Here is a 26,128-nt window from a genome sequence, read left to right as displayed (position 1 = left end):
GCGCTGTGTGGCACGCGTCTCGGCGTGCCGCACGGCTCACCGGGCGTTGAAGTACTTCGCCTCCGGGTGGTGGATGACGATCGCGTCGGTGGACTGCTCGGGGTGCAGCTGGAACTCCTCGGACAGCTGGACGCCGATCCGCTCGGGCCGGAGCAGGTCGGCGATCTTGGCGCGGTCCTCCAGGTCGGGGCAGGCGCCGTAGCCGAGGGAGAAGCGGGCGCCCCGGTACTTCAGGGCGAACATGTCCTCGACGTCGGCCGGGTCCTCGCCGGCGAAGCCGAGTTCGGAGCGCACGCGCGCGTGCCAGTACTCGGCGAGGGCCTCGGCCAGTTGGACGGACAGGCCGTGCAGTTCGAGGTAGTCGCGGTAGGAGTTGGCCTCGAACAGCTTGGCGGTCTCCTCGCCGATGCGGGAGCCGACGGTGACGACCTGGAGGCCGACGACGTCGGTCTCCCCCGACTCCTCCGGGCGGAAGAAGTCGGCGAGGCACAGCCGGCGGCCGCGGCGCTGGCGGGGGAAGGTGAACCGGGTGCGCTCGTTGCCCTGGTCGTCCAGGATGATCAGGTCGTCGTCCTTGGAGACGCAGGGGAAGTAGCCGTAGACCACGGCCGCTTCGAGCAGGTTCTCCGTCTGGAGCCGGTCGAGGAGGCCGCGCAGCCGGGGGCGGCCCTCGGTCTCGACGAGTTCCTCGTACGACGGTCCCTCGCCGGTGCGGGCCTGCTTGAGGCCCCACTGCCCCTTGAAGAGGGCGCCCTCGTCGAGCCAGCCGGCGTACTCCTTGAGCTGGATGCCCTTGATGACGCGGGTGTCCCAGAACGGCGGGGTGGGCACCGGGTTGTCGACGGCGACATCGGAGCGGACGTGGCCCTCCTCCGGCCGCTCCTCGGCCTCGACGGTGGCGGTCTGCCGGACCCGGCGCTGCTTCAGCTCCGGCAGGACGGCGCCGGGCACCCCGCGCTTGACGCCGATGAGGGCGTCCATGAGGCGCAGGCCCTCGAAGGCGTCGCGGGCGTAGCGGACCTCGCCCTCGTAGAGCTCGTGCAGGTCCTGCTCGACATAGGCGCGGGTGAGGGCGGCACCGCCGAGGATGACCGGGTAGGAGGCCGCGAGGCCGCGCTGGTTGAGCTCCTCCAGGTTCTCCTTCATGATCACCGTGGACTTGACCAGCAGTCCGGACATGCCGATGACGTCGGCCCGGTGCTCGTCGGCGGCCTCCAGGATCGCGGAGACGGGCTGCTTGATGCCGAGGTTGACGACGTTGTAGCCGTTGTTGGACAGGATGATGTCGACGAGGTTCTTGCCGATGTCGTGCACGTCGCCGCGGACGGTGGCCAGCACGATCGTGCCCTTGCCCTCGGCGTCCGACTTCTCCATGTGCGGTTCGAGGTGGGCGACGGCGGCCTTCATGACCTCGGCGGACTGGAGGACGAACGGCAGCTGCATCTGGCCGGAGCCGAACAGTTCGCCGACGACCTTCATGCCGTCCAGGAGGGTCTCGTTGACGATGTCGAGGGCGGCGCGGGTGGTCAGGGCCTCGTCGAGGTCGGCCTCCAGGCCGTTCTTCTCGCCGTCGATGATGCGGCGCTTGAGGCGCTCCTCCAGCGGGAGGGCGGCCAGTTCCTCGGCCTTGCCTGCCTTGAGGGACTTGGCGGTGGCGCCCTCGAAGAGCTGCATGAGCTTCTGGAGGGGGTCGTACCCCTCGGCGCGGCGGTCGTGGATGAGGTCGAGGGCGGTCCGCACCTCCTCCTCGCTGAAGCGGGCGATCGGCAGGATCTTCGAGGCGTGCACGATCGCCGAGTCCAGGCCCGCCTTGACGCATTCGTCGAGGAAGACGGAGTTCAGCAGGATGCGGGCGGCCGGGTTGAGGCCGAAGGAGATGTTGGACAGGCCGAGGGTGGTCTGGACGTCCGGGTGGCGGCGCTTGAGTTCGCGGATCGCCTCGATGGTGGCGATGCCGTCCTTGCGGGACTCCTCCTGGCCGGTACAGATGGTGAAGGTCAGGGTGTCGATGAGGATGTCCGACTCGTGGATGCCCCAGTTCCCGGTCAGGTCGTCGATCAGCCGTTCGGCGATGGCGACCTTGTGCTCGGGGGTGCGGGCCTGGCCCTCCTCGTCGATGGTCAGCGCGATCAGCGCGGCGCCGTGCTCGCGCGCCAGCTTGGTGACCTTCGCGAAGCGGGACTCGGGGCCGTCGCCGTCCTCGTAGTTGACGGAGTTGATGACCGCGCGGCCGCCGAGCTTCTCCAGGCCGGCCTGGATGACGTCGACCTCGGTGGAGTCGAGGACGATCGGCAGGGTGGAGGCGGTGGCGAAGCGGCCGGCCAGTTCCTCCATGTCGGCGACGCCGTTGCGGCCGACGTAGTCCACGCAGAGGTCCAGCATGTGGGCGCCCTCGCGGATCTGCTCGCGGGCCATCTCCACACAGTCGTCCCAGCGGGCCGCCAGCATGGCCTCGCGGAACTTCTTGGAACCGTTGGCGTTGGTGCGCTCGCCGATGGCCAGGTACGAGGTGTCCTGGCGGAACGGGACGGTCTGGTAGAGGGAGGCGGCGCCGGGCTCGGGGCGCGGGCTGCGCTCGGGCGGGGTGACGCCCCTGACCTTCTCGACGACCTGGCGCAGGTGCTCGGGGGTGGTGCCGCAGCAGCCGCCGATGAGCGAGAGGCCGTAGTCGCGGACGAAGTTGTCCTGGGCCTCGGCCAGGCCCTCGGGGCCGAGCGGGAAGTGGGCGCCGTCCTTGGTGAGGACGGGCAGGCCGGCGTTCGGCATGCACAGCAGCGGGATCCGGGAGTGCCGGGTGAGGTAGCGCAGGTGCTCGCTCATCTCGGCGGGGCCCGTGGAGCAGTTCAGGCCGATCATGTCGATGCCGAGCGGCTCCAGGGCCGTCAGCGCGGCGCCGATCTCGGAACCGAGGAGCATGGTGCCGGTGGTCTCGAAGGCCATGGAGACAAGGAGCGGGACCTCGGCGCCGAGGGCTTCCATGGCACGGCGGGCGCCGAGGACGGAGGCCTTGGTCTGCAGGAGGTCCTGGGTGGTCTCGACGATCAGGGCGTCGGCGCCGCCGGCGAGCAGGCCCTCGGCGTTCTGCTGGAAGCCGTCCCGGAGGGTGACATACGGCACATGGCCGAGGGTGGGCAGCTTGGTGCCGGGGCCGATGGAGCCGAGGACCCAGCGCTGCCGGCCGTCGCCCGCGGTGTACTCGTCGGCGACCTCGCGGGCGATGCGGGCGCCGGCCTCGGACAGTTCGTGGACGCGGTCGGCGATGTCGTACTCCGCCATGGCCGCGGTGTTGGCCCCGAAGGTGTTGGTCTCGACGCAGTCGACGCCCACGGCGAAGTACGCCTCGTGGACGGAGCGGACGATGTCGGGGCGGGTGAGGTTGAGGATCTCGTTGCAGCCCTCGAGGTTCTCGAAGTCCTCCAGGGTCGGGTCCTGTGCCTGCAGCATGGTGCCCATGGCTCCGTCGGCGACCACCACACGGGTGGCGAGCGCCTCTCGGAGCGCGGACACGCGGGTCCGGCTGTCGGCGGAAGGGGACGGCTGCGACGAGGCCATGAAGGGCTCCCTTGGATGCGACGGCTGTCGGCTATGCGGTCCTCCCGGGCGGGCCCGGGCACGGACGCACTGCGTCAGCCTAACCGGGTGTCGGCTTGGATGGGCAGGGCGTCCATGTGGCGGACGAGTGAGTCGGCCGGTGCGGGAGTATGTCGCGGGCCCTGGTGTCCTGGTCGCTTACCGGCCATGGTGCGGGGCGGACGAGTGTGGCCGGGCACCCAAGCCCGGGCCACGCGTGATGTAACAGGTGTCGACCGACCATTAGCGGAGAGTCGACATGGACCGGTAGTGTTCGACATTGCCGAACGATGGTTACGGCGATCGTTCGGTGAAGGTCGGAGGACGGAGGCAGGACGGCGATGGCACGGAACATCCAGTCGCTCGAACGGGCGGCCGCGATGCTGCGGCTGCTCGCGGGCGGCGAGCGACGGCTCGGCCTGTCCGACATCGCCTCGTCACTGGGACTCGCCAAGGGCACCGCGCACGGCATCCTGCGCACCCTCCAGCAGGAGGGGTTCGTCGAGCAGGACGACGCCTCCGGGCGCTATCAGCTGGGCGCCGAGCTGCTCCGGCTCGGCACCACCTACCTGGACGTCCACGAACTGCGGGCACGGGCGCTGGTGTGGACGGACGACCTGGCCCGCTCCAGCGGGGAGAGCGTCTACCTGGGCGTTCTCCATCAGCAGGGCGTGCTGATCGTGCACCACGTCTTCCGGCCCGACGACAGCCGGCAGGTGCTGGAGATCGGGGCGATGCAGCCGCTGCACTCCACGGCCCTGGGCAAGGTGCTGTCGGCGTACGACCCGGTGGCGCACAGCGAGGCCCTGGAGGCGGACCGCAAACCCTTCACGGACCGCACGACCTGCGATCCGGACGCCTTCGAGCACATCCTCGACTTCACGCGCGCGCGTGGGTACGCGGCCGACGTGGAGGAGACCTGGCTGGGTGTGGCCTCCGTCGCGGCGCCGATCCACGACCGGCGGCGCATGCCGGTGGGCGCGGTGGGCATCACGGGCGCGGTGGAGCGGCTGTGCCGGGACGGGGAGCTGCGGCCCGAGCTGATCGCCGCGGTACGGGACTGCGCCCGCGCGGTGTCGCGGGACCTGGGCGCCGGGCGGTTCTGACCCCGCGCCACTGATCGACGACCGAGGCCGGTCCGCATGTCGGCGGACCGGCCTCAGCCATACCCCGAGACGGGCAAAGCGGGACAAAGTCGCAGCTCAGGACCCCGGGGCCGCGAGCGGCCGCCGAACCTCGGCGCGACCGGGCACGACCGGCCCGCGGATCGATAACCCACAGCAATCAATAACGATCGCGTTTTCGATAACAGAACTCTTGACGCACGCGTAACGCCGGAGCAAGACTCCCGTCCATCGGTCGACATTGTCGAACACCTACCGGCAATACGCGTTAGAGTGTGACAGTGCCAAGGGCCGGTATCGCTCTCACCCCCGAGGGCAGCTCGAACTCCCGGAGGGACCCGGGGTTCGGTCCCCTGGACGAAGGACAAAGGAGTCGCGGGTGTCCAGCTCCGACATCTTCATCGGCGAGACCATCGGTACCGCCATACTCATCCTGCTCGGCGGTGGCGTCTGCGCCGCCGTTACGCTCAAGGCCTCCAAGGCCCGTAACGCCGGTTGGCTCGCCATCACCTTCGGGTGGGGTTTCGCCGTTCTGACGGCCGTTTACACCTCGGCGCCGCTCTCCGGTGCCCATCTGAACCCGGCCGTGACGCTCGCACTCGCGATCAAGAACCACGACTTCAGCACCCTCCCCGAGTACTGGGGCGGTCAGCTGCTCGGCGCCATGATCGGCGCCACCCTGGTCTGGCTGGCGTACTACGGCCAGTTCCACGCGCACCTCACCGACAAGGAGATCGTCGGTGGTCCGGGTGCGCAGGCCACGGCGGCCAAGGCCGTCGAGGCCCAGGAGAAGGGCGCCGGCCCGGTCCTCGGCATCTTCTCCACCGGCCCGGAGATCCGCAACGCGGTGCAGAACCTCGCCACGGAGATCATCGGCACCATCGTGCTGGTGCTCGCCGTCCTCACCCAGGGCCTGAACGACAAGGGCAACGGTCTGGGCACCCTGGGCGCCCTGATCACCTCGCTCGTGGTCGTCTCGATCGGTCTGTCGCTCGGCGGCCCGACGGGTTACGCGATCAACCCGGCCCGTGACCTCGGTCCGCGCATCGTGCACGCCCTCCTCCCCCTGCCCAACAAGGGCGGTTCCGACTGGAGCTATGCCTGGATCCCGGTGGTCGGTCCGCTGATCGGCGCCGCCATCGCCGCAGGCATCTACAACGTCGCCTTCGCTTAAGAAGCAACCTCCGCCGAAAAAGCCGACACGCGCCGTACGTTCAGCCCCAACACCAGGAACTTCGAGGAGCACACAGTGACCGACGCCCACACCGCAGGCCCCTTCATCGCCGCGATCGACCAGGGCACGACCTCCAGCCGCTGCATCGTCTTCGACAAGGACGGCCGGATCGTCTCCGTCGACCAGAAGGAGCACGAGCAGATCTTCCCCAAGCCGGGCTGGGTCGAGCACAACGCCAACGAGATCTGGACCAACGTCCAGGAAGTCGTCGCCGGAGCCATCCAGAAGGCCGGCATCACCCGTGACGACATCAAGGCCATCGGCATCACCAACCAGCGCGAGACCACCGTGCTGTGGGACAAGAACACCGGTGAGCCCGTCCACAACGCGATCGTCTGGCAGGACACCCGCACCGACGCCCTCTGCAAGGAGCTCGGGCGCAACGTCGGCCAGGACCGCTTCCGCCGCGAGACCGGCCTGCCGCTGGCCTCGTACTTCGCCGGCCCCAAGGCCCGCTGGCTGCTCGACAACGTCGACGGCCTCAAGGAGCGCGCCGAGGCGGGCGACATCCTCTTCGGCACCATGGACACCTGGGTCATCTGGAACCTGACCGGTGGCGTCAACGGCGGCAAGCACGTCACCGACGTGACCAACGCGTCCCGCACCCTGCTGATGAACCTGCACACCATGCAGTGGGACGACAAGATCGCCGAGTCCATCGGCGTGCCGCTGCAGATCCTGCCCGAGATCCGCTCCTCCGCGGAGGTCTACGGCGAGGTCACCGGCGGCAGGCTCGGCGACCTGCTCGGCGGCATCCCCGTCGCCTCCGCGCTCGGCGACCAGCAGGCGGCCCTGTTCGGCCAGTGCTGCTTCGCCGAGGGCGAGGTCAAGTCCACCTACGGCACCGGCACCTTCATGGTGATGAACACCGGTGACAAGATCATCAACTCCTACGCGGGCCTGCTGACCACCGTCGGCTACAAGATCGGCGACCAGCCGACCGTGTTCGCGCTGGAGGGCTCGATCGCCGTCACCGGTTCGCTGGTGCAGTGGATGCGCGACCAGATGGGCCTGATCTCGACCGCGGCCGAGATCGAGACGCTCGCGCTCTCGGTCGAGGACAACGGCGGCGCGTACTTCGTGCCGGCCTTCTCCGGCCTGTTCGCCCCGCACTGGCGCTCCGACGCCCGCGGTGTCATCGCCGGCCTGACCCGGTACGTCACCAAGGCGCACCTGGCCCGCGCCGTCCTGGAGGCCACCGCCTGGCAGACCCGCGAGATCGCGGACGCCATGGTGAAGGACTCCGGCGACGAGCTGGTGGCCCTCAAGGTCGACGGTGGCATGACCGCCAACAACCTGCTGATGCAGCAGCTCGCCGACGTCCTCGACGCACCCGTGGTGCGCCCGATGGTCGCCGAGACCACCTGCCTCGGCGCCGCCTACGCCGCCGGTCTCGCCGTCGGCTTCTGGTCCGGCACCGACGAACTGCGCGCCAACTGGCGCCGGGCCGCCGAGTGGACCCCCCGCATGGACGCGGAGACCCGCGACCGTGAGTACAAGAACTGGCTCAAGGCCGTCGACCGGACCATGGGCTGGATCGACGACGAGAGCTGAGCCGAAGAGAGCTCACCAGCTCTGACGAGGAGTAAGAACCCGACATGACCAGTCAGTCCACCCTGCAGTCCGTGCCTGCCCTGGGGACGCACCCGGCCTCCGGCTCGCTTCCGAGCCGGGCCGAGACCAGGGAGCAGCTCTCCAAGGCGTCGTACGACCTTCTCGTGATCGGCGGCGGCATCCTGGGCATCTCCACCGCCTGGCACGCCGCGCAGTCCGGTCTGCGGGTGGCACTGGTCGACGCCGGCGACTTCGCCGGCGCCACCTCCTCCGCCTCCTCCAAGCTGCTCCACGGCGGTCTGCGCTACCTGCAGACCGGCGCGGTGAAGCTGGTGGCGGAGAACCACTTCGAGCGCCGTGCGGTCTCCCGCCAGGTGGCCCCCCACCTGGCGAACCCGCTCACGTTCTACCTCCCCGTGTACAAGGGCGGTCCGCACGGCGCGGCGAAGCTCGGGGCGGGCGTGTTCGCCTACTCCGCGCTCTCCGCGTTCGGTGACGGCGTCGGCCACCTGCTCTCCCCCACCAAGGCGGCGCAGGACGTGCCCGAGCTGCGCACCGAGAACCTCAAGGCCGTGGCCGTGTACGGCGACGACCAGATGAACGACGCGCGCATGGCGCTGATGACGGTCCGCGCGGCCGTCGAGGCGGGCGCGGTCGTCCTCAACCACGCCCAGGTCACCGGGCTGCGCTTCACCAAGGGCCGGGTCACCGGCGCCGACCTCAAGGACGCCGTCTCCGGCGAGGAGTTCGGCGTCAACGCCCGCCTGGTGCTCAACGCGACCGGCCCCTGGGTCGACCACCTGCGCAAGATGGAGGACGCGAACGCGGCCCCCTCCATCCGCCTCTCCAAGGGCGCGCACCTGGTCCTGAAGCGGACCGCGCCGTGGAAGGCCGCGCTCGCGACCCCCATCGACAAGTACCGGATCACCTTCGCCCTGCCCTGGGAGGACATGCTCCTGCTCGGTACGACCGACGAGGAGTACGAGGGCGACCCGGCGGACGTCTCCGTCACCGAGAAGGACATAGCCCAGATCCTGGACGAGGCCGCGTTCTCCGTCCGGGACCAGCAGCTCCAGCGTGACCTGATCACCTACGCCTTCGCCGGCCTTCGCGTGCTGCCGGGCGGCCCCGGCAGCACCGCCAAGGCCAAGCGGGAGACCGTGGTCACCGAGGGCAGGGGCGGCATGCTGTCCGTCGCGGGCGGCAAGTGGACCACCTTCCGGCACATCGGCCGCACCGTGATGCAGAAGCTGGAGGCGCTGCCGGGCCGGCCGCTGGGCGACGACTTCGAGCCGATCGCCTCGCTGCCGAAGAAGCTGCCGCTGCCCGGTGTCGCCAACCCCCGTGCGGTCGCCCACCGCCTGCTGGTGGACAACCCGGCGCCCGGCCCCCGCATGGCCGCCGACACCGCCAAGCACCTGGCCACCCACTACGGTTCGCTGGCCTTCGACATCGCGCGGATCGCCAACGAGCACCCGGAGCTGGCCGAGCGGGTCCACCCGGACGCCCCGGAGATCTGGGCGCAGGTCGTCTGGGCGCGGGACCACGAGTGGGCCGAGACCGCCGACGACGTGCTGCGCCGCCGGACCACCCTGACGATCCGCGGCCTGGCCACGGACGACGTCCGCGCCAAGGTCCAGGGCCTGCTCGACGAGAAGTGACAAGAAGCAGGCGGCTGCCGGGCCTCCCCTGACCGATCCGGCAGCCGCTGAAGTCCCGCCCCGCCGTACCGGGGACGGGCACGGCAGAGGGGCGGCTCCCCTCCCCTTGGGAGCCGCCCCTTTCGCATGCCCTGCGGCCGGTGCTCCGTTGTCGGTGCGCCGCCGTCAGTGCCGGGTGCTTCCATCGACGTATGAACATCGATCAGGCGGATCCCGCCGAGCTCGCGGCCCTGCGCGCGGCGTTCGGCGTGAGCGACGACGGAGCGTCGGCACTGGGCTGGGAGGGCGTGCACGCGTTCGAGGCGCAGCACGGGGTGGTGCTGCCGGAGCCGTACCGGACGTTCGTGGCGGAGCTGACGGACGGCTCGTTCCAGGGACCTCCGGAGTACGGGCTGGTGGCGCTGGCCGCGTCCCCCGACGACTGGGGCGACGACGGGAGGGGCCGGGACCTGGCCAAGCCCTTCCCGCTCTCCCGGGGATGGCTCTGGGAGGAGGACGAGGGACCGTACGAGGACCCCGACGCCGTCATCGACCAGGTCCTCAACCACGGTTCGGTCGTGCTCGGGACCGACGGATGTGCCATGAACTGGCATCTCGTCGTCACTGGCGCCCAGCGCGGGCACATATGGCACGTCACCGACGTCGGTGCCATGCCGTTCGGCGCGGACTTCGGGTACACCACGGCCGAGCCCGGCTTCGCGGGCTGGGTGCGGCACTGGGCGGCCGGCAAGGAGTGGTTCGACGCGGAGTGAGCCCCTCAGACCAGCGACTCCGCCAGGGACCGTACGGCCCGGGCGTTCGTCAGTTCCGTGCGGTGCAGGATGAGTTCGCGGCCCAGGAGGAGCGCGCGGCGGGACGCCGGGGCCGGGTTCGGCAGGGTTGTCAGGTCGGTGAGGTGGGCGAAGCCGATGATGCGGCGGACGAGCTCCGTGCCGGCGAAGCCGAGGGACTCCGTCCAGACCCGGCGCAGGAAGCGGTCCAGGTAGGCGTCGTCGAAGAAGGTGTCCACGCGGGTCGGCCAGAGGCGTCGGAACTCGTTCTCGAACGCCTCCCAGGACACCCGGAGTTGGTCCGCGTGGTCGGACGCGGTGCCGAGGGCGCGGGCGCGTTCCGCCGAGACCAGGGCGTTGGCCCAGTAGAGGCCGAGGTCGAAGCCGATGGGGCCGACGAAGGAGAACTCGGGGTCGAAGACCCGGACGACGGGGGCGCCTTCGCGCTCGCCGACCATGATGCTGCCGGTGTGCAGGTCGCCGTGGAGCAGGGCCTGGGCGCCGGTCATGAAGGTGTGGCGGAGGTCGGCGACCTCGGTGCGCAGCCGGGTGTCGGCGCGGAACTCGGCGGCGAGGTCGTCCAGTTCGGGGAGCCAGTGGTTGTGCTCGTGCTCGGTGTACGGCTCGGACAGGACCACGTCCTCGGTGATCTTGCAGAGTTCCGGGTTGGCCGAGGCGGCGATCAGGGCCTTGCGGCCGGCCGAGTCCAGGCCGAAGTCGCTGGTGGCGAAGGACAGTTGCGCGACCAGCTCGCCGATGCGGCGGGAGGTGTCCGGGCCGTAGGCGGCGCCCTCGTTGAGGGCCGTGCGCAGGACCCGGAGGTCGGAGAGGTCCTCCATGACCAGGGCGTGGTTCTCGGGGTCGTAGCCGTGGATCGCGGGGATGGTGCCGGGGGCGACCCTGGCGAGCTGCTCGTAGGCGCGGGCCTCGGCGTCGGAGCGGTCGGGGCTCAGCGGCCAGGAGGGGCCCGCCACCCGGACCCAGGGCAGTGCCTGCTTGACGGCGAGGGTCCGGGTGCCGGCGCTGTCCGAGGCGACGAAGACGCGGTTGAGGTTGCCGTCGGAGACCTCGCGGACCCCGATGTCGTCGGAGCCGTCCCAGTGGCCGCGCTCGCGCAGGTAGGCCGGGATGTCGGCGGTCTCCAGGATGCGGTAGCCCATGGTCTCGAACTTCCTTATGCGGTGCGGCGCTTGGACAGGGTGAAGCTGAAGACCAGGGCGAGGATGAGGACGGCGCCCTCGACCACGTCCTGGGTGTAGTACGGCAGGCCCTTGATGGTCAGCCCCGTGGTGATGATGCCGATCAGGACGGCGCCGAGGGCGGTGCCCCACACGTTGGGGCGGCCCTTGCCGAGGACCGAGGTGCCGACGAGGGCGACCGCCACCGCCTCCAGGAGCTGGGAGGTGCCGGCCGAGACATCGCCCTGGCCGATCCGGGAGGCCAGGATCAGCCCGCCGACCGAGGCGAGGACGCCGGACAGGACGTAGGCGAGGGCGCGGTAGGCGCCGACGCGGATACCGGCGAGGCGGGCGGCCTCGGGGTTGGCGCCGATGGCGTAGAGCACCCGGCCCCAGCGGGTGCGGGCCAGGAACACCCAGGCGGCGACCGTGAGCGCGCCGAAGATCAGCACGGAGACGGGGATGCCGAGGACGGTGCCGCGGTCGATGCGCAGAAACCCGGCGGTGAACCTGCCGGGAGCGGTCGTCCCGTCCGACTCGGTCATGCCCGGGGAGACGGACTGGCCGTCGACGAGGATGAGTTTGCCGCCCTGGATGACGAACATGACGCCGAGGGTGGCCAGCATGTCGGGGATCTTCAGTACGACGATGAGCAGCGCGTTGAGCAGACCGGCGAGGGCGCCCGCCGCGAGGACGGCGAGGATCGCCACCGTGCCGACCTGGTTGTGGATCACCATGGTCTGGGCGGCGACGGAGACCCCGAGTCCGGCGACCGCGCCGACCGACATGTCCATTCCGCCGACGGCCATGGTGAGGGTGACGCCGAGGCCGAGGATCGCGGCGACGGAGACATAGCGCAGGGTGTCGAGCAGGGTCGCCGACTCGCGGAACGAGCCCTCGGTCAGGGCGAAGTAGCCGAAGAGCGCGACCGTCACGAAGATGAAGCCGTACTTGATGACGGCGTTCTGGACGCGTACGGCGGTGAGGGGCGGAGCCGGTACCTCGACTGCTGTCTCGGTGCTCTGGGTGGTGGTCATGGGTGCTGCTTCCTTCGGCAGCCGGTGTCGGAGGGGCTGGTGGACGCGTGGTCTACACGGACACGGCGATGGTCTGGATCACGCGGTCGCGCTCCGCGTCCTCGCCGTACGCGTCGAGGTGGACCTCGCCGGCCGCGAGGACGACGACCCGGTCGGCGACCTCCAGCACCTCGTCGACGTCGGCGGACAGGACGAGCACGGCGGCGCCCTCGGCGGCCAGGGCGCGGGCCCGGCGGCCGATGTCCCGGCGGGCGCCGATGTCCACGCCCCGGAACGGTTCGTCCAGGATGAGGACGCGTGGGGTCTCGGCGAGCCAGCGGCCCACGACGACCTTCTGCTGGTTGCCGCCGGAGAGTTCCTCCACGGTGCTGTGCTCGTCGCGGGCCACGATCCCGAGGGCGTCGACGGCGGCCCGGCCGAGGGCGTCCTCGCGGGAGCGGCTCACCAGGCCGGCCCGGGAGAGGGACCCGAGGAACGGCAGGGAGATGTTCTGGGCCAGGGACCAGCCGGGGACGAGGGCGTCGGCGTGCCGGTCCTCGGGGACCAGATGGACCCCGGCCCGGATGGCGTCGGCGGGGCGGCGGGGCGCGTAGGGCCTGCCGTCCAGTTCGGCGGTGCCGGTGCGGAAGGCCTCGGCGCCGAAGAGGCCGCGGGCGAGTTCGGTCTTGCCCGCGCCCAGCAGGCCGACCACTCCGGTGACTTCGCCGCCGCGCAGGTCGAGGTCGAGCGGGGCGCGGTCCTCGAAGAGCCGGACGCCGCGCAGGGAGAGGACGGTCTCGCGCTGTTCGCCCTCCCGGGCCGGGCGGGCCGGGCGGGCCGTCCGGGCCTCATGGGCCTGGGCGAGCATGGCGCGCAGGGCCGCGTCCCAGTCGAAGGGCCTTGACTGGTCGTCGGTGAGACGGCCGTCCCGCAGGACGACCAGCCGGTCGGCGAGGGCGTCGATCTCGCCGAGGCGGTGGGAGACGTAGAGGACGGCGATCCCGTCGTCGCGCATCTTCTCCACGAGGGCGAAGAGGCGCTCGGCCTCGGCGGCCGAAAGGGCCGAGGTCGGTTCGTCGAGGACGAGCAGCCGGGGGCGGGTGGCCAGGGCGCGGGCCAGGATCAGCAACTGCCGGTCGGAGATGCCGAGTTCGGTGACGTCCTGCCTGAGGACCGCGTCGGACCAGTCCAGGCCGAGGCCGGCCTGGATCTCCCGGGCGCGGGCCAGGGTGCGGGCACCGCTCAGGAACGGGTTGCCGCGCTGCTGGGCCAGCTCCTCGAAGACCAGGTTCTCCGCGACCGTGAGTCCGGGCACGATGCCCTCGCCGATCCGCTGGTGCACCGTCTGGATACCCAACTGGCGTGCGGCGAGAGGGGATTGGAGAGCCGCGGGCTCCCCTGCGACCCGCACCTCGCCCCCGTGGTCCGTGTGCACGCCGGACAGGATCTTGATCAGCGTGGACTTTCCGGCGCCGTTCGCGCCGAGCAGCGCGACCACGCTGCCCGGGGCGATGTCGAGCGAGACGGACGCCAGGACCGTTTTGCCGTCGAAGGCCATGCTGACGTCGGTCAGACCGACTGCCGGAACGGCCGTCTCAGTGGGCGACATTGGGAATCCAGTCCGCGGTGCTGACCTTGGACAGGTTCAGCGCGGGCAGGGCGGTGCGCAGCTGGTCCATGTTCTCGATCTTGTTCTTGAGCAGGAAGTCGCGGGTGATGGCGACGGCCGGGAACTCGACCGAGGTCTGGTTCAGCTGACCGGCCAGCTCCAGCGCGGCGGTTCGGACCACGGCCGCGCCGACGGCGGACGGGTCGGTGCCGGCGGTGGCGACCCACGGGCTGTCGGTGGCGGTCATGTTCTGGATGTCGGCGTTGGAGACGTCCGCGCCGAAGACCTTCACCTTGCCCTGGAGCTTCTTGTTCTGCACGGCGAGGACGGTGCCCTTGGCGAGTTCGTCGTACGGCGCGAAGACGCCCGTCACGTCGGAGTGCTGGGTGAGCGCGGCGGAGACGAGGGGAACGTTGTCGGTGGCGGTGGAGTCGGTGACCTTGCCGACCTTGAACTCCTGCGTCCAGCCGTTGGCGGTGAGCGCCTTCTGCCAGACCGTGTCGCGCTTGTCGAGGGCGGCGTACCCGGCCACGTTGACATAGCCGACCTTGGCCTTCTCGCCGACCGTCTTGGCCATCACGTCCAGGACGGCCTGGGCCATGCTGGCGTCGTCCCGTTCGGTGCTGACGACGGACTTGTTGGTCTGGTCGACGTCGTAGACGACGACCTTGATGCCCTTCTTCACGGCCTGGTCGATCTCCGGCTGGATGGTGGCCGGAAAGCCGTGGTCGACGACGATCGCCTGCGCGCCCGAGTTGATGGCGGACGAGAGGTCGGTGGCCTGCTTGGCGTTGTCGGCCTGGGCGTCGTACACGGTCAGATCGATACCGAGAGCCTTGGCCTGTGCCTTGGCGCCGTTGCCCCACTGCTCGAAGTAGTCGCCGGCACCGCTCTGCCGGACCAGGGCGACCTTCACCGTGCCCTTGCTGAAGGGGGCCGGCTTCTTCCCGGTGGCGGCGGAGGCCGAGGCGGCGGTGTCGGCGGCGCTCTTCGAGGCGTCCGTGGACTGCGAGCAGCCGGCGAGGAGGAGCGCGGAGACGGATGCCAGCGAGAGCGCGGCAAACGGCAGACGGATACGGGACATGACGGAGCTCCAGGTGCAAGGGGCGGCGCGCGGGCGCAGCGAGGAACCGCGCGCAGAAAGGAAGGGGAAGTGCTTGGACCGGAGCAGGGCAGGACGGGCGCCAGCGCACAGAGGTGGCGGACACGCGCCGCAACAGGGCGCGTGGCGGCTCCGGATGGGGTCAGCGACAGCTGGCCGTGGTCGACCGGAGCAGGTCCACGTACAGCCGCCGCACGAGCAGCAGCGTCTTCATACGCAGATCATGGGAACGGTTCCAGCCAACCGTCAAATGTTGTGGAAGCGATTTCTCGACATGTGGGACAACGACTACGTCACACCGGGTCGTCTCGGCCGGTGGAGTTACCATCACGGGACCGGCACCCGCCCCGGCACAGTGAGGCCCCGATGACGACTGCACGCGCGACAGCGCAGGGCATGCACCGCATGCACCGCTGTATCCGCGCGCTGTGTCGCGGCTGACCACTGCCCCGCGAGCCGTCCGCCCACCCTTCCTCTGCCTTCCTCTCTCTTCCTCTGCCGTCCGCTACCGTCTCGGTATCCGGACATTCCCTCCTCTTCCCTGGAGTTGCCGTCATGACGCTGCTGACGACCTGGCCCCAGTCCGGCCCCGACACAGTGGTGCGCCGCACCTCTGACCCCGCCGAGATCGCCGAGGCGCTCAAGCCGCTGGGCGTGCGCTACGAGCAGTGGCCGGTCCGCGAGGACGTCCCCTTCGACGCCGACAGCGAGACGGTGTTCGCCGCGTACGGCGCCGAGATCGACAAGCTCAACGCGGAGGAGGGCTTCACCACCGTCGACGTCCTCGGTCTGCACCCTGGCGACGACCCCGAGTACCCGGTGAAGGCGAAGGCCGCGCGCGAGAAGTTCCTGCAGGAGCACACGCACGACGACGATGACGAGGTCCGTTTCTTCGTCTCCGGGTCCGGCATCTTCTACCTGCACGTGAACGGCGAGGTGCACGCGGTCCTCTGTGAGAAGGGCGACCTGCTGGGTGTGCCGCGCGGCACCACGCACTGGTTCGACATGGGCACGCGGCCGTCGTTCACCGCGATCCGCTTCTTCCACGAGGAGGACGGCTGGGTCGGCAACTTCACCGGTTCGGCCATCGCGTCCGGCTTCCCGGACTACGACACGATCGCGGCGGGGTACGAGGCCGACAAGGATGCGGTGTGACCCTGCACTTCGACGTGGACGCCGTGGTGCTCGACATCGAGGGCACCACGAGCGCCACGGGCTTCGTGGTCGACGTGCTGTACCCGTACTCGCGCTCGCGTTTCGGAGCGCTGCTCTCGGAGCGGAGCGGTGATCCGGAGGTGGCGCGGGCGGTGGCCCAGGTACGGGAGCTGACGGGCGATCCGGAGGCCGACGCGACGGCCGTGGAGAAGACCCTCAACGCCTGGCTGGACGAGGACCGCAAGGCCACGCCCCTGAAGACCCTTCAGGGCATCATCTGGGCCGAGGGCTTCGCCCGCGGCGACCTCGCCTCGCACTTCTACGCCGACGTGATCCCGGCGCTGCGCGCCTGGCACGCGGCCGGACCGCGCCTGTACGTGTACTCGTCCGGCTCGGTGGCGGCCCAGCGGGCGTGGTTCTCGGCCACCCCGGAGGGCGATCTGCTGCCCCTGCTGTCCGGGCTGTACGACACGGAGAACGCGGGGCCGAAGCAGGAGGCGGAGTCCTACCGGCGGATCGCCGGGGCGGCCGGGATCGCCCCGGACCGGCTGCTGTTCCTCTCCGACCGGCCCGGCGAACTGGACGCGGCCCGTGCGGCCGGTTGGCACGCCGTGGGGATCCGACGCCCCGGCGAGCCGTACTACGAGCAAGGCGTCGGCGACCACGCGCAGGCGGGGACGTTCGACGAGATCACCGTTTCGAGGAGCACCACGTGACCGCCGACATCAGCGCCCACGACCTGGAAGAGGCGGGGGCGGTCCTCGCCGCCGAGTCCGCCCGTTTCGCCGGCTTCGGCTGGATGCGGGGAACGTCCGGCAATCTGTCGGTCGTCCTGTCCCGCGACCCGCTGCGGCTGGCGGTCACCGCGAGTGGCCACGACAAGGGTGAACTGACGCCCGCGGACGTGGTGCTGGTCGACGGGCTGGGGGCCGCGGTGCGGGGCGGCAGGCCGTCGGCGGAGGCCGAACTGCACGCGCGGGTGGCCGCGTCGACCGGGGCGGGCGCGGTGGTGCACGTCCACACGGTGGCCTCCGTGGCCATGGGTCACCGCCACCCGGGCGGCATCGTCTTCAAGGACCTGGAGATGCTCAAGGGCGTCGGCCAGCCCGCCCACGACGTCGAGGTGACCCTGCCGGTCATCGCCAACAGCCAGGACATGAGGGAACTCGGCGACCGCCTGGAGGCCGCGCGGAACCCGGGGATGCCGGCGGTAGTGGTGGCCGGACACGGGCTGTACGTCTGGGGCGACACGCCTCGCCAGGCCCGCCATCACACGGAAGTGGTGGAGTGGCTCCTGGAGTTGGAACTCTCGGGGAGGTAACCGAGGCCGGGGTCGAGGGTGTCGGGGGTCCGGCGGAATGCGCGCGGCCCTCGGCCTTCCCCTACTTCAGCCGGTCCCCCGGCAGTTCGCCCGCCGAGACCTCCAGTACGCCGCGCTCCGTCACCAGGCCCGTGACCAGTCGGCCCGGTGTCACGTCGAACGCCGGGTTGTGACCCCGTGACTGTGCCGGAGCCGTGCGGACGCCGGCCCACTCCAGCACCTCGGTCTCCGAACGGAGTTCGATGTGGATGTCGGCTCCCGTGGCCGTGGAGAGGTCGACCGTGGTGGTCGGGGCGGCGACGAGGAACGGGATGCCCGCGTCGGCGCAGGCGAGGGCGACGCCCACGGTGCCGACCTTGTTGGCGGTGTCGCCGTTCGCCGCGATGCGGTCGGCGCCGACGATCGCCGCGTCTATCTCGCCGCGCAGGATCGTGCCGGCGGCGGCCCCGTCGGCCTGGACGTAGTGCGGTATGCCCTCCTGCACCAACTCCCAGGCGGTGAGCCGGGACCCCTGGAGCAGCGGGCGCGTCTCGTCGGCGTAGACGACCTCCACACGGCCCCGGGCGTGCAGTTCGCGGATGACACCGAGGGCCGTGCCCCAACCGGCCGTCGCCAGCGCGCCGGTGTTGCAGTGCGTGAGGATCCGCAGGGGGCGGTCCACGCCGACCTTCTTCAGCAGCCAGTCGGCGCCGTGCCCGCCCATGGTGCGGTTGGCCTCGACGTCTTCGCGCTGGATGGCCGCCGCCTCCGCGAGCACCGCGTCCAGGCCCTCCTCGAAGCGGGTCATCACGCGGTCCACGCACACCATCAGGTTGACGGCCGTGGGGCGCGCCTCCCGGATCCGGGCGACGGCCGCCCTGGTCTCCGCCTCGGTCCACCCGTCCCGCTCCCCCTGGAGCAGCGCGAGCGCGACGCCGTAGCCGCCGGCCGCACCGATCGCGGGGGCGCCGCGCACCACGAGCCGCTGGATCACGTCGACCAAGGTGTCCACATCGTGGACATGCAGGGTCTCCGTACGCTGCGGCAGCAGGGTCTGGTCGATGAGCGCGAGACCGGTTCCCGTCCACTCGACGGCACGCAGTTCCTGGGACATAACGGGACACTCCTGATGTTCCGATGGTGTCCGACACCGTACATGACCTCGTAGAACCACAGTTCGAGACGGTGTGACGGGTGGTCGGAGACGGGTGTTACAGTCCAGCACCTGTATTCCACAGGCCGACACCCGCGTTCCGCAGGCTGAGACGACGAAGGAGGAACCGTGCCGCTCACCAAACGCCGTTTCCTCGACTTCGGTCGCTGCGCCGGCGACGGCTGTCGACGCTGACCTCTCCCCCTCAGCGTCCCCTTCTCCACCTCTTCTGCACCTCACCTCACGCGCTCCAACGGCGGAGCGCGTCTCGCCGTACCCGGTACGTCCCCGGAAGGTCCCCATGCGCCGCAGACACCGCCGCTCCCTGCAACTCGCCGCCGCCACCGCGCTGCTGGCCACCGCCGCCACCGCCTGCAACGCGGCCGCCAAGACCGACGCCTCCGACAGCGCGTCGGGCACGTCCGGGAAGTCGTTCACGCTGGTCACCCCGGACGCCGTCGGCCAGAACGAGTTCCTCAAGCTCGCGGTCACCGGCGTCGAGGACGCGGCGAAGGCGCACAACGGCTCGCAGAAGGTGTACGAGTCGACCGACACCGCCTCCCAGCAGCAGAACGTGCAGGCCGCCGTGGACGCGGCACCGGACGTGATCGTGCTCGTCGGCTTCGAGTTCGCCGACCTGGTCGCCCAGCAGGCCAAGGCCCACCCGAAGCAGCAGTTCCTGATGATCGACGCCTGCACGACCAAGACGTTCAAGAACGTCAGTTGCGCGGTCTTCCGGGAGCACGAGGGTGTCTATCTCGCGGGCGCCGAGGCGGGGCTGCTCAGCAAGTCCGGGAAGGTCGGCGCCGTCGACGTGCTCGACACGCCCCAGTTCCGGCGCTACAGCGACCCGTTCGCGGCCGGCGCCAGGAAGGTCGCCGCCAGGACGCAGACGTCCACGCGCTTCGTCGGCGGCCAGTCGCCGTTCGACGACTCGGCCCGCGCCAAGGAGCAGGCCGCCTCACTGCTCGCCAAGGGCACCGACCAGATCATGGCGGCGGCCGCGGCCGGCAACTACGGCGTCTTCGAGGCGGCCAAGGCCAAGGGCGCGTTCGCGTACGGCGTCGACGTCAACCAGTGCCCCTCCTCCCCCGGCACGGTCGTCGACAACGTGATCAAGCGCACGGACGTCGCCGTGCAGAAGGGCATCGACGCGGTCCTCGGCGGCAAGGCCGGCACCACCGTGTCGTACGGCCTGAAGGAGGGCGGCATCAGCCTCACGGGGCTGGAGGCCGGGGTCGACTCGTCGAAGTGCGTGATCGCCCAGCACAAGGACGTCCTCGCCGAGGTGAAGGCGCTGCGCGACCAGATCGTCGCCGGGAAGCTGACGGTCGATGACCCCGCCGCAGGCTGATCCCGCGGTCGCCGTCGAACTCCGGGGAATCACCAAGCGGTTCCCCGGCACGCTCGCCAACGACTCCGTCGACCTGACCGTCCGCCACGGCGAGATCCACGCGCTGATGGGCGAGAACGGCGCGGGCAAGTCCACGCTGATGTCCGTCCTGTACGGCATGGAGCGTCCGGATGCCGGGACGATCCGTGTCGACGGGCGGGACGTGAACTTCGGTGGGCCATCCGATGCCATGGCCGCCGGGCTCGGCATGGTCCACCAGAGCTTCAAGCTGTTCGACTCGCTGACGGTCGCCGAGAACGTCGTCTACGCCGCCGAGCCACGCCGCTTCGGCCTGGTGGACCGGGCCGCCGCCCGCCGCCGGGTGCGCGAACTCGCCGACGAGCACGGGCTCGGCGTCGATCCGGACGCCCGGGTCGGCGACCTGCCGGTCGGGCTGCGCCAGCGCGTGGAGATCCTGAAACTGCTGCACCGGGGCGCCCGGACGCTGATCCTCGACGAGCCGACGGCCGTGCTCACCCCGGCCGAGGCGGACGCGCTGTTCGCGGTGCTGAAGTCGCTGGCCGCCGAGGGCCGTTCGGTGATCCTTGTCACGCACAAGCTGCGTGAGGTGCTGGAGGGCAGCGACCGGGTGACCGTGCTGCGGGACGGCCGGGTGGTCGCCCGCCTGGTCACCGCCGAGACCTCCGCCGACGAGATCGCCGCCGCGATGACCGGCCGGGCGGTGGAGCTGGACCGCGTCCACGCACCGGGAACGCCCGGTGACGTCGTCCTCGACGTGCGGGGCCTGACCGCCGAAGGCGTCCGGGACGTCGGACTCACCGTCCGCGCCGGGGAGATCGTCGGTGTCGCGGGGGTCGCGGGCAACGGGCAGGGCGAGCTGGTCGAGGCGCTGGCCGGGCTGCGGCCCGTCACCGGCGGCGCGGTCGTGCTCCGGAACGAGGACATCACGCACGCCTCGGCCGCCGAACGCCGGGCGAGGGGGCTGGCCTACGTCCCCGAGGACCGGCACGCGGTCGGTACGGCCCCGGCCGCCTCGGTCGCGGACAACCTCGCGATGGGCCACCACCGTACGAGCCTGTCCGACCGGGGCCTGCTGTCGCCGTCCGCCGTCCGCGCCCACGCACGCGGGCTGGTCGAGCGGTTCGGCATCAGGACGGCCGGCCCGGACGCACCGGCGGCCACGCTCTCCGGCGGCAACCTGCAGAAGCTGCTGATCGGCCGCGAACTCGCCCACGAGGCACCGCTGCTGCTGGTCGAGCAGCCGACCCGCGGGGTCGACATCGGGGCCGTCCAGCACATCCACGACCAGCTGATCGCGTACCGCGACGCCGGTCACGCGGTCCTGCTCGTCTCGGCCGAGCTGAGCGAGATCCGCCAACTGGCGGACCGGGTGCTGGTCATGTACGAGGGCCGGATCACGGCGTCGTACCCGAAGCACGAGGCCGACGAACGGTCGCTGGGGCTCGCGATGGCGGGTGCCCGGGAGACCGTGGAGACCGTGGACTGACATGAACAACCGCATATCAGGGGCGTTGCGCTCCCCCGTCGCCTTCTCCGTGGCCGCCGGAGTGGTCATCGGCGCCCTCTTCCTGCTCGGCACCGGCGCCGACCCGGTCACCGCGTACGGCGCCGTCCTCACCGGCGCGCTCGGCGCCGACGGCATCGGCTCGACGCTGTCCACCGGCACCAGCGTGCTCGGCATGGCCCTGGCGCTGGCGATCCCGCTGCGCGCCGGGCTGTTCAACATGGGCGGCGACGGCCAGCTGGTGCTCGGCGGGATCACGGCCGCCGTGACCGGCCTGTACGTGCCGGTGCCGGCCCCGCTCGCCGTCGTGCTGGCGCTGCTCGCGGGAATGGCGGCCGGCGCCGGCTACGCGGCCCTCGCCGCCCTCTGCGAGAACCGGCTCGGCGTCCCGCTGCTGGTCAGCAGTCTGCTGCTCAGCTACCCGGCGGTGTCGCTGGCCTCCTATCTGGCCCGCTACCCGCTCAAGGAGCCCGGCTCCAGCCTGCCCCAGACCCGGGCGCTGGGGGACGGCGTCGCGCTGCCCGCGTTCGGGGACTCGACGGTGACCGTCGGTCTGCTGCTGGTGCTGGCGGCGGCGGGCGCGTACTGGTTCACCGACCGGCGCACCGCCCTCGGCTACGAGATCCGGATGACCGGCCTCAACGCGCGTTTCTCCGCGTACGCGGGCATCGAACGCCGGGGCCTGACGCTGAAGTTGATGTCGGTGTCGGGTGCGCTGGCCGGACTCGTGGGCGCCGTCGGGGTGTTGAGCTTCCCCTACCGCTTCGTGGACGGCTCACTGACCGCGCCGGGCTACACCTGGACGGGTCTGACCGCCGCTCTCCTCTCGGCGGCGGCCCCGCTGGGCACGGTGATCGCCTCCCTCTTCTTCGCCGTCCTCCAGGTCGGCGGACTCGCGATGGAGCGGACCACCGAGGTGCCGCGGGAGCTGACGCAGGTGCTGCAGGCGATCGTGATCGTGTTCCTGGCGGCCCGACTCCGGTTCCCCAGCCGTCTGTTCCGGCTTTTCCGGAAGCGGGAGGCCGCGTGATGTTCCTCGACTCCGATCTCCTGATGTCGGCGCTGCGCGCGCTGACGCCGATCCTGCTGGCCGCGCTGGGCGGTGCCCTGTGCGAGCGGGCCGGGGTGTTCAACATCGGCCTTGAAGGGTTGATGCTGCTCGGCTGCTTCACCTCGGTGGCGACCAGCTGGTTCACCGGCAGTGCGTGGCTGGGTGTGCTGGCCGCCGCCCTCGCCGCGGCCGCCTACTCGCTGATCCTGGCCGTGGGCGCGGTGACGCTGAAGGGCGACGCGGTGGTGCTCGGCATCGCGATGAACCTGCTGGCGGTGGGGCTGACGAGTTTCCTGTTGCGTACGGTCTTCGGTGTGCAGGGCACCTTCGACGATCCGTCCCTCGCCGGACTGCCGCTCATCGGCGGTTTCACCCCGCTCGCCTATCTGGCGTTCGCGGCGGTGGCGGTGGCCGCGGTGCTGCTGTCCCGGCATGTGTGGGGGCTGCGGCTGCGCGGGGTCGGCGAGGCGCCCGGGGCGGCGGCCTCGCTGGGGGTGAGCCCGGTGAGGTACAAGTACGGCGCCGTGCTGGCCTCGGGCGCGCTGTGCGGGCTCGCCGGGGCCCAACTCGCCCTCGGGAACGTCACGTTGTTCTCCGAGAACATGACGGCGGGGCGCGGCTGGATCGCCGTCGTCGCCGTGCTGCTCGGGCGGGCCGCCCCGCTCGGTGTGCTGCTCGCCGCGCTGCTGTTCGGGCTCGCCGAGGCGGCCGGCTTCCGCCTCCAGGGCCTCGGGCTGCCGCAGCAGGCGACCGACGCCGCGCCGTACGTCGTCACCCTCGGCGCCCTCTTCCTCTCGACGGCCCGCCGCCGTCGCCGTACCTCCTCTTCCGGAGCTGTCGCATGACGCAGGATCTGCTGCCCATCACCCGAATACCGCGCACCGGGCTGCCGGCGCACGCGATCGTCGTCGGGGACCCGGCGCGGGCGGCGGCGGTGGCCGCGCTGCTCGACGGTGCGGAGGAGGTGTCGTACCACCGCGAGTACCGGGTGTTCAGCGGGAGTTGGAAGGGACTGCCGGTGGCCGTCGCCTCGCACGGGGTGGGGGCGCCGGGTGCGGTCCTGCTGTTCCAGGAGCTGGCCGACGCGGGGGTGGGGACCTTCCTGAGGTTCGGTACGGCGGGGGCGATGAAGCCGGGCATCGGGGACGGTGACCTGGTCATCGCGGAGGCAGCGGTGCGGGACGACGGGGTGACCCAGCAGTTGCTCCCGCCGGAGTATCCGGCGTACTCCGCTCCCGAGGCGGTGTTCGCGCTGCAGCGGGCCGCGCGGGAGGCGGGCGCCCCGCACCACCGGGGTGTGGTGTGGACGCGGGCGGCCTTCCAGCCCGGGCTGCTGCCGCTGTTCTCGTACCAGGGGGCCGGGCTCGCCGCGATCGAGATGGAGCTGTCCGCGCTGCTGGTGACGGCGTCGCTGCGCGGTCTGGTCGCGGGCGGGGTACTGGTCGTCGACGGGGCCAACGCAGACGACCTGGTCGACGCGGAGGCCACCGGTGGGTACGACCCGCACCGGGACGTCGTCGCGGCCGGTGTGGAGCGCGGTGCGGTGGTGTCGTTGGAGGCGCTGCGGCTGCTGGCGGAGGGGAACGAGGCGTGAGCATCGACCTGTTGGTGCGGGGCGGGGACGTCCTCACGATGGACGCGGACTCGACCGTCGTACGGGACGGGGCCGTAGCCGTGCACGAGGGGGAGATCGTGGCCGTGGGGTCGGCCGCGGACCTCGCCGGGCGGTACACCGCCCGCGAGACGATCGACGCCGAGGGCTGTCTGGTCCTGCCGGGGCTCGTGAACACGCACACCCACCTCGCCATGACCCTGCTGCGCGGCCGTGCCGACGACGTCACCCTGCAGGGCTTCCTGGAGCGGGTGCTGAGGTGGGAGGCCGAGCTGCTGGCGCCGAAGAACGTGGCGGCGGGCGTACGGCTGGCGATCGCCGAGAGCATACGGGCCGGGGTCACCTCGGCGCTGGACATGTACTGGTTCCACGAGGCGGCCGAGACGGCGGCCCGGGAGGCGGGCTGGCGGCTGCACACCGGGCCGACCTTCATGGACGTACCGGAGCCGCCCGACGGGCTCGCGTACGAGGAGCGGCTCGGCTGGGCGCGGCGGGACCTGGAGTCGCGCGGCGACGCCCGGCCGGGGCACCGGCCGGTGGTGTTCGCGCACTCCGCCTACACCCTCTCCCCCGACCAGCTGACCGAAGTCTTCGCCCTGGCCCGGGAGTTCGGGGCGCTGGTGCACATCCACGCGGCCGAGAACGGCACCGAGGTGGCCACCGTCGAGGTCAAGTACGGCAAGCGGCCGGTGGAGTTGCTGGACTCGCTGGGGCTGCTGGGCCCGGACGTGCTGCTCGCGCACGCCGTCGACCTGACCGGGCCGGAGATCGCGGCCCTCGCCCGCACGGGGACGTCGGTCGCCCACTGCCCGGTGTCGAACCTGAAGCTGGGCTGCGGGATCGCGCCGGTGCCCCGGCTGCTCGGCGCCGGTGTCACCGTGGGGCTCGGCACCGACGGGGCGGTCAGCTCCAATTCCCTCGATGTGCTGGGAGCGGTGCGGCAGGCGGCGCTGGTGCACAAGGCCGGCGGCGACCCGACGGCGGTCGGTGCCGAACAGGCCGTGCGGATGGCGACCGTCGAGGGGGCGCGGGCGCTCGGGCTCGGGGACCAGCTGGGGTCGCTCGAAGCCGGCAAGCGGGCGGACCTGATCGTGCTCGATCTGGACGCGCCGCATCTGCGGCCGCCGCACGACCCGTGGTCGACGCTGGCGTACGCGGCGCACTCGGCGGACGTGCGGGACACCGTGGTCGACGGGCGGGTGCTGATGCGCGGGCGCGAGCTGCTCACGCTGGACGAACGGGCCGTGGTCGCCGACGTGGAGGCGGCCCTGTGAGCCTGGTCCGGCCCGAGCCTGACCAGGCCGCATAATGTGGCTGAGACATCGGATGTCTGAGCGACAGGGAGGCCGGTATGGCAGTCACCGATGAGGCGATCGAGAAGATCAAGGACATGATCGTCTCCGGTGCCCTGCGCCCCGGCGACCGGTTGCCCAAGGAGAGCGAACTCGCCGCCGAACTCGGCCTGTCCCGCAACTCGCTGCGGGAGGCGGTGCGGGCGCTGTCGCTGATCCGGATCCTGGACGTCCGGCAGGGCGACGGCACGTATGTCACCAGCCTGGACCCGCAGTTGCTCCTCGAGGCGATGAGCTTCGTCGTCGACTTCCACCGCGACGACACGGTCCTGGAGTTCCTGGCGGTGCGCCGGATCCTGGAGCCGGCCGCGACCGCGATGGCCGCCTCCCGGATCAGCGAGCAGCAACTGGACGCACTTGCCGCCCAGTTGGACGCGCTCGGCGGCGAGCCCTCGGTGGAGGAGCTGGTCGCCTGCGACCTGGAGTTCCACCGGGGCATCGTGCAGAGCTCGGGGAACTCGGTGCTCTGCTCGCTGCTCGACGGGCTGTCCGGGCCGACCACCCGGGCCCGGATCTGGCGCGGGCTGACCCAGGAGGACGCGGTCGCCCGGACCCTGCGCGAGCACCGGGCGATCCTGGCCGCGCTGCGTGACCGGGACGCGGAGGCGGCCCGGTCCTGGGCGACCGTGCACATCGCGAGCGTGGAGCAGTGGCTGCGCAGCAGCCTGTGAAGCGCTTGCTGCCCGTGGGCGGTTCCACGTCGAAGTGGGGTGTTCGAGCGTGGCGAACGGGGCAGTGATCCGTTCACTCCCCCGTGCAAGGGGGCTGCGGTCGCCCCCGTTGGACGCCGTAAGGTTGGGGCGTACGC

At 71.2% G+C, this 26,128-nt stretch carries 21 protein-coding genes; 15 read left to right on the top strand and 6 right to left on the bottom strand.

The features are described from left to right. Positions 1-36: 36 nt before the first annotated feature. Positions 37-3,552, bottom strand: coding sequence for a methionine synthase (gene metH / locus AB0D85_RS11290; RefSeq protein WP_362317150.1), 3,516 nt, complete (start codon positions 3,550-3,552; stop codon positions 37-39). Between the two features lie 359 nt (positions 3,553-3,911). On the opposite strand from metH, the gene AB0D85_RS11285 reads away from it, so the two are divergent. The 5 genes from AB0D85_RS11285 (at position 3,912) to AB0D85_RS11265 (ending at position 9,895) form a co-directional block, all read left to right on the top strand. Next, positions 3,912-4,676 (top strand): IclR family transcriptional regulator, encoded by a 765-nt coding sequence (locus tag AB0D85_RS11285; protein WP_362317147.1) that lies wholly within the window; start codon positions 3,912-3,914, stop codon positions 4,674-4,676. A gap of 397 nt (positions 4,677-5,073) precedes the next feature. Continuing rightward, positions 5,074-5,868: an MIP/aquaporin family protein gene (locus AB0D85_RS11280; protein WP_362317143.1), complete on the top strand. Its 795-nt coding sequence runs from the start codon at positions 5,074-5,076 to the stop codon at positions 5,866-5,868. A gap of 75 nt (positions 5,869-5,943) precedes the next feature. Next, positions 5,944-7,482 carry a glycerol kinase GlpK gene (glpK, locus tag AB0D85_RS11275; protein WP_362317139.1) on the top strand — a complete coding sequence of 513 codons (1,539 nt, stop codon included), beginning with the start codon at positions 5,944-5,946 and terminating at the stop codon, positions 7,480-7,482. 44 nt (positions 7,483-7,526) lie between these two features. Next, positions 7,527-9,143, top strand: a complete 1,617-nt coding sequence (locus AB0D85_RS11270; protein WP_362317136.1) for a glycerol-3-phosphate dehydrogenase/oxidase — start codon at positions 7,527-7,529, stop codon at positions 9,141-9,143. 191 nt (positions 9,144-9,334) lie between these two features. Then, positions 9,335-9,895, top strand: coding sequence for an SMI1/KNR4 family protein (locus AB0D85_RS11265; RefSeq protein WP_362317134.1), 561 nt, complete (start codon positions 9,335-9,337; stop codon positions 9,893-9,895). A 5-nt stretch (positions 9,896-9,900) separates the two neighbouring features. Here the strand turns inward: AB0D85_RS11265 and mtnK are convergent, their stop codons facing one another. From mtnK to AB0D85_RS11245, 4 genes are read right to left on the bottom strand one after another with little or no spacing between them, the layout of a single operon-like run. Further along, positions 9,901-11,073 (bottom strand): S-methyl-5-thioribose kinase, encoded by a 1,173-nt coding sequence (mtnK, locus tag AB0D85_RS11260; protein ID WP_362317131.1) that lies wholly within the window; start codon positions 11,071-11,073, stop codon positions 9,901-9,903. Between the two features lie 14 nt (positions 11,074-11,087). Further along, positions 11,088-12,128: an ABC transporter permease gene (locus tag AB0D85_RS11255; RefSeq protein WP_362317128.1), complete on the bottom strand. Its 1,041-nt coding sequence runs from the start codon at positions 12,126-12,128 to the stop codon at positions 11,088-11,090. Between the two features lie 52 nt (positions 12,129-12,180). Further along, complete coding sequence (locus AB0D85_RS11250) at positions 12,181-13,716, bottom strand: sugar ABC transporter ATP-binding protein (protein ID WP_362317125.1); 1,536 nt, start codon at positions 13,714-13,716, stop codon at positions 12,181-12,183. Next, positions 13,703-14,800, bottom strand: coding sequence for a substrate-binding domain-containing protein (locus tag AB0D85_RS11245; protein ID WP_362317122.1), 1,098 nt, complete (start codon positions 14,798-14,800; stop codon positions 13,703-13,705). The genes AB0D85_RS11250 and AB0D85_RS11245 overlap by 14 nt, the downstream gene beginning before the upstream one ends. Positions 14,801-15,373: 573 nt before the next feature. On the opposite strand from AB0D85_RS11245, the gene AB0D85_RS11240 reads away from it, so the two are divergent. From AB0D85_RS11240 to mtnB, 3 genes are read left to right on the top strand one after another with little or no spacing between them, the layout of a single operon-like run. Then, a complete protein-coding gene (locus AB0D85_RS11240; protein ID WP_362317119.1) occupies positions 15,374-15,973 on the top strand; it encodes a cupin in 600 nt (199 codons plus the stop codon). Continuing rightward, complete coding sequence (gene mtnC / locus AB0D85_RS11235) at positions 15,970-16,689, top strand: acireductone synthase (protein WP_362317116.1); 720 nt, start codon at positions 15,970-15,972, stop codon at positions 16,687-16,689. The genes AB0D85_RS11240 and mtnC overlap by 4 nt, the downstream gene beginning before the upstream one ends. Further along, the gene (gene mtnB, locus AB0D85_RS11230) at positions 16,686-17,294 is read left to right on the top strand and encodes a methylthioribulose 1-phosphate dehydratase (RefSeq protein ID WP_362317114.1); all 609 of its coding nucleotides are present in this window, start codon (positions 16,686-16,688) and stop codon (positions 17,292-17,294) included. The genes mtnC and mtnB overlap by 4 nt, the downstream gene beginning before the upstream one ends. A gap of 61 nt (positions 17,295-17,355) precedes the next feature. Here mtnB and mtnA read toward each other — a convergent pair whose 3' ends face one another. Further along, positions 17,356-18,387 (bottom strand): S-methyl-5-thioribose-1-phosphate isomerase, encoded by a 1,032-nt coding sequence (gene mtnA / locus AB0D85_RS11225; protein WP_362317111.1) that lies wholly within the window; start codon positions 18,385-18,387, stop codon positions 17,356-17,358. 340 nt (positions 18,388-18,727) lie between these two features. Between mtnA and AB0D85_RS11220 the strand changes: the two genes are divergently transcribed. The 7 genes from AB0D85_RS11220 (at position 18,728) to AB0D85_RS11190 (ending at position 25,991) form a co-directional block, all read left to right on the top strand. Continuing rightward, entirely contained in the window at positions 18,728-19,780 is a 1,053-nt protein-coding gene (locus AB0D85_RS11220; RefSeq protein ID WP_362317108.1) for a BMP family ABC transporter substrate-binding protein, read from the top strand. Continuing rightward, on the top strand, positions 19,761-21,287 hold the full coding sequence (locus tag AB0D85_RS11215; RefSeq protein WP_362317105.1) for an ABC transporter ATP-binding protein: 1,527 nt from the start codon (positions 19,761-19,763) through the stop codon (positions 21,285-21,287). Before AB0D85_RS11220 ends, AB0D85_RS11215 begins: the two co-directional genes overlap by 20 nt. A 1-nt stretch (position 21,288) precedes the next feature. Next, positions 21,289-22,335 (top strand): ABC transporter permease, encoded by a 1,047-nt coding sequence (locus AB0D85_RS11210; protein ID WP_362317103.1) that lies wholly within the window; start codon positions 21,289-21,291, stop codon positions 22,333-22,335. Continuing rightward, positions 22,335-23,201 carry an ABC transporter permease gene (locus tag AB0D85_RS11205; RefSeq protein WP_362317101.1) on the top strand — a complete coding sequence of 289 codons (867 nt, stop codon included), beginning with the start codon at positions 22,335-22,337 and terminating at the stop codon, positions 23,199-23,201. Before AB0D85_RS11210 ends, AB0D85_RS11205 begins: the two co-directional genes overlap by 1 nt. Further along, positions 23,198-23,950 carry a nucleoside phosphorylase gene (locus tag AB0D85_RS11200; protein ID WP_362317098.1) on the top strand — a complete coding sequence of 251 codons (753 nt, stop codon included), beginning with the start codon at positions 23,198-23,200 and terminating at the stop codon, positions 23,948-23,950. The genes AB0D85_RS11205 and AB0D85_RS11200 overlap by 4 nt, the downstream gene beginning before the upstream one ends. Further along, positions 23,947-25,242 (top strand): amidohydrolase, encoded by a 1,296-nt coding sequence (locus AB0D85_RS11195; protein WP_362317096.1) that lies wholly within the window; start codon positions 23,947-23,949, stop codon positions 25,240-25,242. The genes AB0D85_RS11200 and AB0D85_RS11195 overlap by 4 nt, the downstream gene beginning before the upstream one ends. A gap of 77 nt (positions 25,243-25,319) precedes the next feature. After that, positions 25,320-25,991 (top strand): FadR/GntR family transcriptional regulator, encoded by a 672-nt coding sequence (locus AB0D85_RS11190; protein ID WP_362317093.1) that lies wholly within the window; start codon positions 25,320-25,322, stop codon positions 25,989-25,991. Positions 25,992-26,128: the final 137 nt, after the last annotated feature.

It is taken from the genome of Streptomyces sp. NPDC048277 (assembly GCF_040652235.1).
Lineage (GTDB): Bacteria > Actinomycetota > Actinomycetes > Streptomycetales > Streptomycetaceae > Streptomyces.
The sequence above is the reverse complement of the archived record's forward strand: the minus strand, read 5'-3'. Positions and strand labels throughout refer to the sequence as shown.

What these genes read in the sequence shown, in the direction of transcription:
- AB0D85_RS11215 (WP_362317105.1), top strand. Translation starts at nt 19,761, where the DNA reads ATGACCCCGCCGCAGGCTGATCCCGCGGTCGCCGTCGAACTCCGGGGA.
- AB0D85_RS11210 (WP_362317103.1), top strand. Translation starts at nt 21,289, where the DNA reads ATGAACAACCGCATATCAGGGGCGTTGCGCTCCCCCGTCGCCTTCTCC.
- AB0D85_RS11255 (WP_362317128.1), bottom strand. Translation starts at nt 12,128, where the DNA reads ATGACCACCACCCAGAGCACCGAGACAGCAGTCGAGGTACCGGCTCCG.
- mtnK (WP_362317131.1), bottom strand. Translation starts at nt 11,073, where the DNA reads ATGGGCTACCGCATCCTGGAGACCGCCGACATCCCGGCCTACCTGCGC.
- AB0D85_RS11240 (WP_362317119.1), top strand. Translation starts at nt 15,374, where the DNA reads ATGACGCTGCTGACGACCTGGCCCCAGTCCGGCCCCGACACAGTGGTG.
- AB0D85_RS11205 (WP_362317101.1), top strand. Translation starts at nt 22,335, where the DNA reads ATGTTCCTCGACTCCGATCTCCTGATGTCGGCGCTGCGCGCGCTGACG.
- AB0D85_RS11270 (WP_362317136.1), top strand. Translation starts at nt 7,527, where the DNA reads ATGACCAGTCAGTCCACCCTGCAGTCCGTGCCTGCCCTGGGGACGCAC.
- AB0D85_RS11265 (WP_362317134.1), top strand. Translation starts at nt 9,335, where the DNA reads ATGAACATCGATCAGGCGGATCCCGCCGAGCTCGCGGCCCTGCGCGCG.
- AB0D85_RS11220 (WP_362317108.1), top strand. Translation starts at nt 18,728, where the DNA reads ATGCGCCGCAGACACCGCCGCTCCCTGCAACTCGCCGCCGCCACCGCG.
- AB0D85_RS11190 (WP_362317093.1), top strand. Translation starts at nt 25,320, where the DNA reads ATGGCAGTCACCGATGAGGCGATCGAGAAGATCAAGGACATGATCGTC.
- AB0D85_RS11285 (WP_362317147.1), top strand. Translation starts at nt 3,912, where the DNA reads ATGGCACGGAACATCCAGTCGCTCGAACGGGCGGCCGCGATGCTGCGG.
- metH (WP_362317150.1), bottom strand. Translation starts at nt 3,552, where the DNA reads ATGGCCTCGTCGCAGCCGTCCCCTTCCGCCGACAGCCGGACCCGCGTG.
- AB0D85_RS11245 (WP_362317122.1), bottom strand. Translation starts at nt 14,800, where the DNA reads ATGTCCCGTATCCGTCTGCCGTTTGCCGCGCTCTCGCTGGCATCCGTC.
- AB0D85_RS11250 (WP_362317125.1), bottom strand. Translation starts at nt 13,716, where the DNA reads ATGTCGCCCACTGAGACGGCCGTTCCGGCAGTCGGTCTGACCGACGTC.
- mtnA (WP_362317111.1), bottom strand. Translation starts at nt 18,387, where the DNA reads ATGTCCCAGGAACTGCGTGCCGTCGAGTGGACGGGAACCGGTCTCGCG.
- AB0D85_RS11200 (WP_362317098.1), top strand. Translation starts at nt 23,198, where the DNA reads ATGACGCAGGATCTGCTGCCCATCACCCGAATACCGCGCACCGGGCTG.